Annotated in this window: 13 protein-coding genes, 1 tRNA gene and 1 pseudogene; 5 read left to right on the top strand and 10 right to left on the bottom strand. The window is 61.5% G+C overall.

Annotated elements, in window-relative coordinates:
• The 8 genes from FPV16_RS25540 to FPV16_RS25505 form a co-directional block, all read right to left on the bottom strand.
• Positions 1–272, bottom strand: a 272-nt coding sequence (locus tag FPV16_RS25540) for a hypothetical protein (protein ID WP_227441319.1), incomplete at its 3' end; no start/stop codon positions are given.
• A gap of 113 nt (positions 273–385) precedes the next feature.
• Positions 386–1,423, bottom strand: coding sequence for a hypothetical protein (locus FPV16_RS25535; protein WP_227441318.1), 1,038 nt, complete (start codon positions 1,421–1,423; stop codon positions 386–388).
• A gap of 26 nt (positions 1,424–1,449) precedes the next feature.
• Positions 1,450–1,647: a hypothetical protein gene (locus FPV16_RS25530; RefSeq protein ID WP_227441317.1), complete on the bottom strand. Its 198-nt coding sequence runs from the start codon at positions 1,645–1,647 to the stop codon at positions 1,450–1,452.
• Positions 1,648–2,039: 392 nt separating this feature from the next.
• Positions 2,040–4,694, bottom strand: a complete 2,655-nt coding sequence (locus FPV16_RS25525) for a PriCT-2 domain-containing protein (RefSeq protein WP_227441316.1) — start codon at positions 4,692–4,694, stop codon at positions 2,040–2,042.
• Complete coding sequence (locus FPV16_RS25520; RefSeq protein WP_227441315.1) at positions 4,695–5,039, bottom strand: hypothetical protein; 345 nt, start codon at positions 5,037–5,039, stop codon at positions 4,695–4,697.
• Between the two features lie 53 nt (positions 5,040–5,092).
• The gene (locus FPV16_RS25515) at positions 5,093–5,380 is read right to left on the bottom strand and encodes a hypothetical protein (protein WP_227441314.1); all 288 of its coding nucleotides are present in this window, start codon (positions 5,378–5,380) and stop codon (positions 5,093–5,095) included.
• 55 nt (positions 5,381–5,435) lie between these two features.
• Entirely contained in the window at positions 5,436–6,047 is a 612-nt protein-coding gene (locus tag FPV16_RS25510; RefSeq protein WP_227441313.1) for a hypothetical protein, read from the bottom strand.
• A gap of 157 nt (positions 6,048–6,204) precedes the next feature.
• The gene (locus tag FPV16_RS25505; RefSeq protein WP_227441312.1) at positions 6,205–6,534 is read right to left on the bottom strand and encodes a hypothetical protein; all 330 of its coding nucleotides are present in this window, start codon (positions 6,532–6,534) and stop codon (positions 6,205–6,207) included.
• Positions 6,535–6,684: 150 nt separating this feature from the next.
• Between FPV16_RS25505 and FPV16_RS25500 the strand changes: the two genes are divergently transcribed.
• The 3 genes from FPV16_RS25500 to FPV16_RS25490 all read left to right on the top strand — a co-directional run bounded on the left by FPV16_RS25500 (position 6,685) and on the right by FPV16_RS25490 (position 7,753).
• On the top strand, positions 6,685–6,828 hold the full coding sequence (locus tag FPV16_RS25500) for a ribbon-helix-helix domain-containing protein (protein WP_227441311.1): 144 nt from the start codon (positions 6,685–6,687) through the stop codon (positions 6,826–6,828).
• 82 nt (positions 6,829–6,910) lie between these two features.
• Positions 6,911–7,132, top strand: coding sequence for a hypothetical protein (locus FPV16_RS25495; protein ID WP_227441310.1), 222 nt, complete (start codon positions 6,911–6,913; stop codon positions 7,130–7,132).
• A gap of 75 nt (positions 7,133–7,207) precedes the next feature.
• The gene (locus tag FPV16_RS25490; protein ID WP_227441309.1) at positions 7,208–7,753 is read left to right on the top strand and encodes a Panacea domain-containing protein; all 546 of its coding nucleotides are present in this window, start codon (positions 7,208–7,210) and stop codon (positions 7,751–7,753) included.
• Between the two features lie 335 nt (positions 7,754–8,088).
• Here FPV16_RS25490 and FPV16_RS25485 read toward each other — a convergent pair whose 3' ends face one another.
• A complete protein-coding gene (locus FPV16_RS25485; RefSeq protein WP_227441308.1) occupies positions 8,089–9,351 on the bottom strand; it encodes a tyrosine-type recombinase/integrase in 1,263 nt (420 codons plus the stop codon).
• Positions 9,352–9,484: 133 nt separating this feature from the next.
• Here FPV16_RS25485 and FPV16_RS25480 point away from each other — a divergent pair.
• Positions 9,485–9,564: transfer RNA gene (locus FPV16_RS25480), tRNA-OTHER, on the top strand.
• On the opposite strand, the gene FPV16_RS25475 is transcribed toward FPV16_RS25480, so the two are convergent.
• Positions 9,535–10,101, bottom strand: coding sequence for a hypothetical protein (locus FPV16_RS25475; protein ID WP_227441307.1), 567 nt, complete (start codon positions 10,099–10,101; stop codon positions 9,535–9,537). The genes FPV16_RS25480 and FPV16_RS25475 overlap by 30 nt on opposite strands.
• Positions 10,102–10,186: 85 nt before the next feature.
• Here FPV16_RS25475 and FPV16_RS25470 point away from each other — a divergent pair.
• Positions 10,187–10,301: pseudogene (locus FPV16_RS25470) on the top strand (IS3 family transposase); the annotation flags it as partial.

The following is a 10,301-nucleotide window of genomic DNA, read 5'->3' as shown; positions in this document are numbered from 1 at the left end:
GGGCTGGGGGGCGAGGGGTGAACAGCACTCGCCACCGCCGGCAGTCCGCTTGGTCCGACGAAGCTTGATGCGGGTGCCCCGAGGGCTGTCCGGGTGTCGAAGTCCTGGACGGCCGAAGTGATCGCCTGAATGGCGGTCGCGCGGTCGTCGCTGTGCCCCTCCCGCTGTTCGGTCAACAGGTGGCCTAGGACGCCAACGGCATCATTGCGGTCCTGCTCACCTTGAAAGGGCCGACGGGCTCGATCGAGTTGATCCTGGCTGTAGCCGGGCATGAACATCATCCTACGGTCTGAAGGAGGGGCGGCGCCCGCGGCACGGATTAGACCCGGGCCAACACCGCGGGCGCCTCATCAAGGGAGGGTCAGTCTCCCTCGACGATTAGGGATCATGCGGCCAAGTCGCGCTCAGCGAGCCAGGCGCTGCGACGGCGAGCCATCTCAGCCTGCCGATCGGTGTAGAGGTCGAGGTTAATGTCGACGGCATCACCCCAGGTGTACTGAGAGGTCGTGGCACTGGCGCTGCCATGCGATTGATGGGCTTTCTGCCATTCGCGTGTCGGGCTGTCCGCCGCGAGTCCCAACTCGATCGCTCGATTGGCGACTGGGATGGGGACGTGCGTGCGATGGGTCGAGACCAGCGTGGGCTCACGCTGAGCGTTCACGTAGTGGAACGGGGTGATGACGTAGATCTCAGTCTCCGGATTGTCGGGGCTGAAATCGGGCATCGCCTCTTGGGACGTGGGCAGGTCGAAGTCCGCGTCACCGGCCCGGATGCGCCCTGCGAGATCGCGCAAGCGACCGCCGAACTCGCCTGCGATCTCGACCGGATCGGCGCCTTCGACCAGATGGGGCAGGCTGTAGACCGACCACGCTTTGGTCTCGGCCTTGATCTCGATGCCGGCCATGGTCTTTGCGAAGCCGCGAATGGTCAGGGAGTTGGCGATCTCATGCGGAGTGGCGACGCCGTTGTGGGGGTCGAACTGACCGGCGGAAGCCCCGTTGATGGTGATGGCAAGCATGGCGTGCGCCTTGGCGACCTCGCCGATGGCCTTCGTGAGCGAGACCGCCGCCGTCTGGATCTCCAAAGCGTTGCGTTCCAATCCGGCCGCGACGCGCTCACGTTCGGCGTCGACCCTAGCGGCCTCGATCTGGGTCTGCATATCGCCGATGCGGCGCTCGATCTCCGCGAGGGCATCTGTGATGCCGTAGTTCGTCCCTTCGATCTCGCGGCAGGCAAGTTCGGCCTCGGCGATAGCCTTGGCGTCACCGTCCTCGATCAGCAGCTTGCGCCGATTAGCGACGGCCTGCTCGACATCGGCAGCCAGGGCCGCTTGCCGAGCCTGCAAGTTCTCGCGGGTGCGCATCAGGCCGGCGAGATCGTTCTCGGGCGTTCCACTGCTGGGCTGGGGCTTGGCTCTGGCCATGATGGATATCTCCTATGCGAAACAGATCAGGCGGCCTGCTGGGCAGGCGGGGCGTCTTGAGAGGGCAGACCGAAACCGTCACGCTTCAGCTTCTCGGCCAGAGCCTGCCGCACGTAGGCGGAGGGAGAGATGAAGACGCGAGATGCGGCGGCGCTGATGAGGCTCGGCATCTCGCGGGGGATACGGGCCGCGATGCGGACCTCGTAGGCTGTACGGTTAGACATGGTGCCTCGCGAAACCGTCAATTGTTGAATTGAAGTTGCACGAATGTACAAGCAGGCACGGCACGAGAGCAATATTTGCTAATATTGGCGGATCATTCCGCGTTGTTGCTTGAGCGGCATTGTGCGCGTGTTGGCGCCTATCCCTTCTCAAGAAAAGAGTGGCAATCTCGGGTAATGAAAATAGGGGTTTAGGGGTTTGTAGGGGTTCGTTTCAGCCCCGCCCTATGAACTGTCAGATACGCGTCAGGAGCGCTTAAGAGCGAGACGTAACAGCAGTGGCATGGGTCTGACAGTTCCCCCGCGTTGCTTGAATGAGACCCCTATAAACCCCTAAACCCCTTATCGACAGAAAACGTTGTCCATTGCGTGCAACGTCTGGAAAAGTCGAGCGATCAAGCCGCGCTAGCGACCTCGTCGGAATGGCATTGATGCAGCGAAAACCGATTTCCATTGCTCGCATCGGACTTCGCCTCGAGCATCTGGCCGTTGACGACTCGCCCGCTGATACGGGTCAGCCACTTTCCCAGCTTCCGGCTGTTGATTGCCCCGCCCTCGCCGGCCTGACGCAGAAGCAGATCGCGAAATTCCGGGGCCCGGAACTCGCCAGGCCCAGCGAAGGTGCCGCCGTGTTCGCGCTCACAGGCAACCTGAATGATGGCGTTTGTCGTGAAGCGCGGCGTCCAGGCGAGATGCTTCTGCCAGTGCCCGAACAACTCTCGGATCGCCGCAAGCTCAGGGTCCTCCTCCCGCGTCTGTTCCATCGTCTTCACCGGGTCGGACTCGCCGAGCCAGATTAGCGGCGCGCGCACGCGATCCGACCATTGGCCGTATGAGCCGATCGTCCCGCATACCTTCGGCGAGCCGGCTGCAATGTAGGCCCGCGCGATCGTCAGCACGGCCGCCACGTAGGCGCCGCGGTCGGCCCTGATCCGCTCGTCTGGCCGGAAGGTGAACTCGCGCAGCTCGGGTCGTTCGACGCCGGAATTGAGACTGCACAGGATAGTGCGCCGGGTCATGTCGCCGACCAGCGTGAGATTGTTGCCCGTGGCGAACACAGCCGATCGGCACTCGAGTTCCGGGGTCTCCGTCTTGCCCAGGATGCGGATGCGGACCACGGGGCGCTCCGTCATCTGGCAGAGCATGTCGCCACCCAGTTCGCCGTTCACATTGTCCAACGACACAATCGCCGAGGCATCGCGAAGCATCGAACCGAGGCGCTTCTCGCTCTCTTCCTCCGTCTTGCCGGCGGTGATCACCGGGCATCGCCGACCCGTAGCAACAAGAGAGATCAGGTCGACAAGGTAGCTTTTGCCGTCGCCGGGCGTATGCGCCCGAATGGCGTGTAGGGGCGCCACGTCCATCGCACCCCGTAAGACACCGATCATGAGGCCGGACAACGCTACGGCCCGATCGAGGGGACCGACGAACGGAAAACCGTCCAGCAACTCGATGAGGAGATCCAGCGCGCGGCGCGCATCGTCTCGGGTCGGATGCTCGGCGATCTCCGGCATCCGGAGTTCGGCATCCTCGACGAGAAGGAGCCGTGTGGCCGGATCGTAGCCGGGTCGGTCGAGAATCGAGCCGTCGGGACGTAGCGTTGGGGTCGTGATGATGCCCGCGACCGGCGGCAGGCTCCATTCTCCGTCTCGCGCCAGGAGAGCCGCGATCACGTCCATGGGTGGGTTCACATCGACCCAATCCTCCGAGCGCTTGTCGTAACGCTGGAACCGGGCGACGCGAGCGGCGTGGTCGGTCATGCTCGGTGGACACATCGTCCGGAATCGCACCGTGGTCGTAGTCCGGCCGTCGGCAGCCGGCACCGTGTCGACTACCGGCCGCACCAGCGTGCCCGCTCGGGTATAAATCGGGGCGTCGGCCGCGAGGATCGCCCGTTCCGTCGCAGCCACCGCCCTCGGCAGGTTGCCGCCGGATACGCGGATGACGGGCAGGATGACCCCATCCTCATCGGCGCCGTCCTCGCCAAGGTTCGACCCTGCCGCACGCAAGCCATCGTCCGATGGGCCCGATCCTGGCGCCCCCGCTGCCGCCTGGTGCGCATCACGCCGCCCGCTGCGCTTACGGGCCTCGGCATTTCGCCATCCATTCCGGGCGGCATGCCAGAACAATGTTGCGGCCGTCACCGTGCGCCCCTGCGCGAAGGTGGACCACTTTCGAGCCGTCAGTGCGGGGTCGTTCCGCGGCGAACTGGCGGACCATGCCTCCCACAGGTCACGGCCGCCTTCGCCCAACGCAGCGTAGAGCGCGAAGCCGATCCGGACCCACTCGTCATAGTCGAGGTCGTTCGGAATATGCTCCAGCGCATCCGCTACGGTCCTCTGGTCTGGCCGCTCGCCTGCCTTAAACCCACTGGCGCGTCGGCCTTCCGCCTCTCGTTTGGTCTCGGCACGCCTGCGGTCGGCGCGCGTTGCGGCGCCTGCCTCTCTGATCAATTCCTCCGCGTCGGCGAGAAACTGGCGAAGGCTGGCCGGCTCGACCTCTGGCACGTCGGCGAACGGAACGGTCAGCGGCGAACCATCAGGCCACGCATAGGGCTGGCGCGTCTCGGGGTGTACGCCAAACGCAACGAACTGCTGACCGCGTCCTAGCACCTCGACCCGCGTCGGCTTCTCAAGCGGATCCTCAGTGAAGTGCAGCGCCGGCGTCTGCAACTTGTCGATCGCGAGCGCCGGCCGGTAGCAGAGCAGCACTTTCGGAGCGCGGCCGATCCGGCGGAGCGGCGTCGGGCCCAGCGACGAGATCGCCAGGTCCTCAATCCGTTCTGCCAGTACCGGATTGAGAATATCTATGTCCACGCCGGTGAGCGCACCGGTCAGAAGCCCGGTATTCGTGCTGCCTGGCTCGACGCGGGGCCAGCGCGCCACCTCCTCAATCGAGGCGTCTAGGCACCGGGTTTGCCATTTCGCCATCAGCGGCCGCTTGCCCGCAGACGGCACGTTCATGTCCGGGCCGCTTACCGGCACTGGGAAGTAGCCGCTGGCGCGCAGGGTAAGACGTAAAGCGGTGAGGTCGTCGCGGCCGTCCGTCACTCATGCCCCCCGCTTCTCGTAGATCGCACGTTCCATGGCCTCGGCGAGCTGATGCCCCTCCGACCCGCATGCCTCGGCGTACAGGCGGCGCGATACTGCTTCCGAGAGGTTCACCTCGGCGTCGTCGAAGGACTGGTAGAATGCGCGGACTCGATAGCCGCGCGCGACCTGCCGCACGGCGGTGAACCAGCGTGCGCCGGCCACCAAGGGCGCAAAGGTCTGCCCCGCCTCGCGGCTAACCTGCAGCTCGACCGGCGCGGCGTGGCGGACCCTGTAGGATCGATCGCGGCGTCGGGCAAAAAATCGGCGGTCGGATTCGATCACCGCATCGAACTCGGGCGGCAAGGTTCGATCGCACCGAGCGGCTGGTTGCTGGTTCCGATGAGGTGCGCCGCCCCTCATTGTTCGTCCGTCTCCGAGGTCGAGCGGCGCGCGCCATTCAAGCGACCGCTTACCCATGCGTCCAGGTTGCTACGGACGTAAAAGATGGATCGACCGAACCGATCGAACTTCGGGCCGCCGCCGATGCACCGCAGCTTTGCCAGGGTGGCGATCGCCACTGGCGTGCCGTGGATCGCAGCGAGGTAGTCCGATGCCTCGACCGGATTGAGCCGCGGCTTGCGAAAGCGAGGATCCGGGCAAGCCGGGGGCGTTCCCTCAAACGAGGGCAAGCGAACTTCGGTCATGGAATGCTGATCCTTGGATTCAGATGCCGGCTCGACCGGCTAGAAGACAGCTGAGTTAGTCGTCGATAGGTTGGAGATGCACGCCCGCCGCGATGAGGCCTTCCATACTGCTTTTCATAAGTTCGCCCGTGTTCGGACGAGGTCTGTAGATAAACGGGCCAGAATAGAACTTTTCTGGGATATCGATCCCTTGGCGGGCGCACCGATCGAGTAAAAGCCTCAGGCTGCGCGATGCGCTCGACCGGATCGAGCGGATAATAGGCTCCGCCGTCGCGGCCAGTTCTTCGTCGATCTCTGCATCAGTCCCGGCTATGGGCCGAGGCGGATGAACTCCGGCGATCGAGTAGCGGCCGCACATGATATCCCCGGCCGTCTGCCCCGTGCCGTCGATCATCTGACGAGCAGTCTCGACGATGCGCGACCACTTTGGCGCGAGCACGTCAGGAAGGGCGGCTGCGATTTCAGCCGAGCGGTTTAGGTTCACGCCATGGCCTTCGTTGAACTCCTGCGCGGTGATCATCAGGAATGCTTCGAAGGCGGAGTAGCCTCGACCCCAAGTGGTTTGATCGATCGAGAACGGAAGCTGCCACCGGCGATCCATGGTCTTCACGGTTTCCGGCGGCAGTTTGATCAGCTCGCAAAACTGGCTGCGGGTGAGGTCTGGCATGTCCGAGCCCTATGCGGTTCAATTTGACACCCACCGTTTGACCACGTCCTACAGAAGGTGTCAACAAGTACCCTTGCTTGTCCCGATAATCGAGTTGTGGGATGGCGTCATTTCGATTGGCCAATGGCCCGACGAGCAAGAATGGAGCTGGGCATCCTCAAGCCGCTCGAGATACGAACGCCGCATTATAGGTACGATGGAGGTCGCGAATGAGCGTGCCGATGTGACCAAGGGCGTACTCCAAGCCGTCCGCCTGATCCTCACTTAGGACTAGAACTCGCATCGTCGCGGTCCAAGGGACGAGACGAGCGATCTCCTCTGCGGCGCCACCGAGAGGATTCTCCAAGGTGCCCTCAACGGCCATCTCCATCAGCATCGCCATGTTTTTCAGGCCGGCCACGGCGTCTTCTAAGCCTCGATAGGCAACGGCCAGTTCACGGTCATTGCGGCTGGAGGTCGGAGGTGTGGTATGGGGGGTATCAGCCATGGTTCGTCCTCACTCGACGTTTCTGGTCAGGGCGCGAGTGGGAAGCTCCACCTTCCTCTCCGTCCGCCTTTTGTGTATAGCCTAAATATGTTTGCGTCAATTATGGCTGAACCAAAAAAGCGAGGTCGACCGGCTACAGGGCGCGATCCCATGTTCGGCCTTCGCATGCCCTTGTCGCTGGTGGCCGATGTGGACGCATGGGCCGAGAGCCAGCCAGACAAGCCGTCGCGCTCAGAGGCCATCCGCCGGCTGGTTGAAGAGGCGCTGAAGGCGGAGCGTGCAGAATCGAAATAGCACAATCATGCTCAGCGAACGATAAGTTATGAACGGGTAATAATTCGCTTAATATTTAGCAATCATGGAAAGTTGAATTAAAATGATCTCAGATAAGACAACTGATAGCTTAGTCCGAATGGCCAGTGCAGGCGCAAGCTTAAAGGTGGACGGCGAAAAATTCATTCCTGATAGTCTGGTTAGGATTGCTTCTTCGCTTCAGCCTGGTGCGCACCTTGAAATCTGTAATTCTAAAAAGCTAACAACCGATTCCTGTGTTAGAATTGCTTCAGCTGGCGGAGATGGCGGCGTGCTGTTTTCTTGATGTAGCTCTGGGCATTTTTTAGCGAAGGACTTCAAAGGAAGCGGCGGGAGAAACAATTTCGATTGTCAAGAGCCTGTGGACAAATCCACCGAAAGTTCATACATCGTTCTCATGCCCGGCACATCGCTAGACGTTGCCAACGAGTTTATCCGCCTCGCGAAGGAGAGCGGCCGTGAGCTGACACAGATGCAGCTGCAGAAGCTCGTCTATATCGCGCATGGGTGGCGCTTGGCATTGATGGATCAAGGTCTGACGATTGATAAGCCGCAGGCTTGGGATTTCGGGCCTGTTTATCCTGAGCTATATGAGCAGTTAAAGAGGTACGGGCGTGGGCCGGTGACTGCTTATGTTCGACGCCTAGAGGAATCAATTTCATACTGGTTCAGTGGAAAGAAAGACAATCTTCCGGTGAGCTCGCTCAATGATGAGGACAGGCAGCTAATTGCTACTGTTTTCGAAATTTACGGCTCCTATCCAGCATATCAGCTTTCTGCGTTGACGCACGAAGACGACACTCCATGGTCGCAGGTCTATGAGCGGAACAGGAACCGGCACATCCCCGACGACATCATCGAGGCGCACTTCAAAAAGCTCGCCAAAGACAGATCGGAGCATCAGTGATCTCGCTGTCATTGCATCCGGCGTTGGCGTCGTCGAGGCCAAAACAACGCCTGATGCGCAAGACAAGCTTGAGTATGATGATGCTGTTTTCAAGCAAGCAGAATATCTTGCAGAGCTAATCGCTGATCTTCAATCCAATAGAAGATTGAAGGGCGATTATGCCACAAAAGTATATCGCTATTTAGTTGGGTATTCACTATTTTGCGGGCTTATAATAATCCTTCAGGGCTGGGAATACAAAGGCTTCAATTTAAATAGCTCAGCCTTGACTGTTCTCGTCGGTAGCACTGCGGTTGCTGCAATAGGTCTTGTGGGCTTTGTCGTGCAAGGTTTATTTAAAAATTCGTCTGGCGGTCCGTCTCCCCGCACAAAACCAAAGAAGCCATGATTTGCTCAGACACTCGATTCGCTGCTCCCACAAGCACGGTGTCTAGGTGGTGGATGTATCGTGAGGTCATCCCATGTCCAGCATGGCCAATCATGGCCCCGATGGCCGAATCGCTGTAGCCGAGGTCGGCGGCCATAGAGGCGAAGGAGTGGCGGAGCGTGTGGGCGCTGACGCCCGCGAGGCCGGCACGACCCATGATGCGTTCAAGGGCATTTGATAGGCTGACGAAGGGGCCTGTCCCGCGCGTCGCTGGAAGCACATAGGGGGAGCCCGGAGTGTGCGGCAGAGCCGCCAAAAGGGCCGTCACGGCATTGCCTATTGGCCGGACCGACGATCCCTCCTTTGTATCCTCGAGCCGAAGGCATGAGCCCACGGCGTCCACCTCTGACCACCGTAGCTTGACGATCTCGCCCAGCCGGCACCCGGTGAGCGCCAAGAGCCGAACGCCCGCCACAGCCTGCCAGCGCTCGGCCTCCTCTGCCTCGACGGCCTTCAGTGTTTGCCCGAGGGCGCCGTACTCTTCGGCGTTCAGACGGCGCGTGCGCTTCAGGTCCGCCGGCCGCTTCACGCCCGTCGCGGGGTTGTGCGGGATGATGCCCTCACTGACGGCATAGGTCAGGATCCCGCCGAGAAGCCCCACGGTACGAGCGGCTGCGCCTGGTCCGCCTTCGACCACCGCCTTACCGCGGAAGCCCGTCTTGACCACGGCAGCGGTCTTTCCCGTCTGGACGTCCCTAACGAACCGCTGGACGTGGGACACGGTCAGATCCTTGACCAGGCGTGATCCGAGCAAGGGGCTAATATGTCGTTCGATACGGCCGCGGTCGACATAGAGGGTGGACGCCTTTTTGGGCTTTCCGCCCTTGCCCATGATCAGCCCTTTGTCTGTCGCGGCAAGATAGGCGTTGCAGAGCTCGGCCACGGTCATCGCGCTACGTCGTGCGTTTCTCTCCTCCGCAGGGTCCTCCCCTCTGGCCACGCGACCAAGGAGCGACTTCGCTTCCCGGCGAGCTTCGTCAGCCGTCAGCACACCATGCAAGCCGATCGTCACGCGCCTGCTTCGTCCGCTCGATCGATACTGGACGAGGTAGCTGCGGCGCCCGGAAGCGAATACACGCAGCCCGAAACCGGGGAGCTCGTCGCACCAGATGAAGTAGTCCCTTCCCAGGGGCTCGGCGGCGTCGACGACCCTCTTTGTGATCCTTGCCATACGATCCTCACTGCTTCCGCGGAAGCACTGCGGAAGCACGCGGCGGAAAACTCACGCCATTTCAGATCGTCGCTGGATAACTCGGCTCGTGAAATTCACAATAGATATCAGAGTTTTAGCAATGACGGGGAAAGTCGGGCAATCACGGGGAAACCCATGACATCAATCCTCCGAAGGCAAAGGTCACACGTTCGAATCGTGTCGGGTGCGCCATTCACGTACAGAACTGCGAACGCCGGGGGCGGCGTTAGGGCCGTTCCCTACGGCCTTTTCCAGAACATCCCGGCGGCCTATGATCCGCACCTCTTCCTTTGCAACTTCGACAGTGTCGATGATGGCTCGGAGGTAGGCTTTCCGAAACGGCACTTCACCCTCCTGTAGCCGTGATCGCATCACACGCACAAAGGAGTCGACCTGCTCCGGTGTCACCGTGACAGGTTCCCGAATCTGCTCACGAAGCCGCTCCAGAGCCGCTCTCGCCCGATCACGGTCAGCCCGCAGATCGTCGAGACGCTGTTTCAGGGTTCCATCGGTCAGATCGGCGACGCCTGCCTCGATCGAAGCGTACAGGCGCTTCAGCCGTACCTCGGCTTCGGCCACTTCGGTTGCCAAAGCCTGTATCCGCGCCTGTGCAGGGCCGACCCGAGACTGGCGGCGCGCGACCAAGCCCGAGAGGATTTCCTGCACTCGGTCCGTCGTCAGCAAACGCCCGACCAGCGCGGTAGTGACCAGATCGTCTAGCTTGGCCATCGCGATGTTCGTACCCGGGTGACCTGACCGGCTGGCTTTGGACCGGGCTGATTGAGAGGATCAGTCAGGACTGAAGGAGCTGGACATGAAGCGAGGTCAGAAGACGGGTGCGGAGCAGGTGGTGCTGAAGCTGCGCCAGATTGAGGTGCAGACGGCCCAGGGTAAGAGTTTGGCGATAGCGTGCCGGGAGGCGGGGATCT

The sequence above is a fragment of the Methylobacterium sp. W2 genome, from assembly GCF_020662345.1.
In the GTDB taxonomy this organism is placed as follows: Bacteria; Pseudomonadota; Alphaproteobacteria; order Rhizobiales; family Beijerinckiaceae; genus Methylobacterium.
Note: the sequence above shows the minus strand (reverse complement) of the source record. Positions and strands in the feature narration are given on the sequence as shown.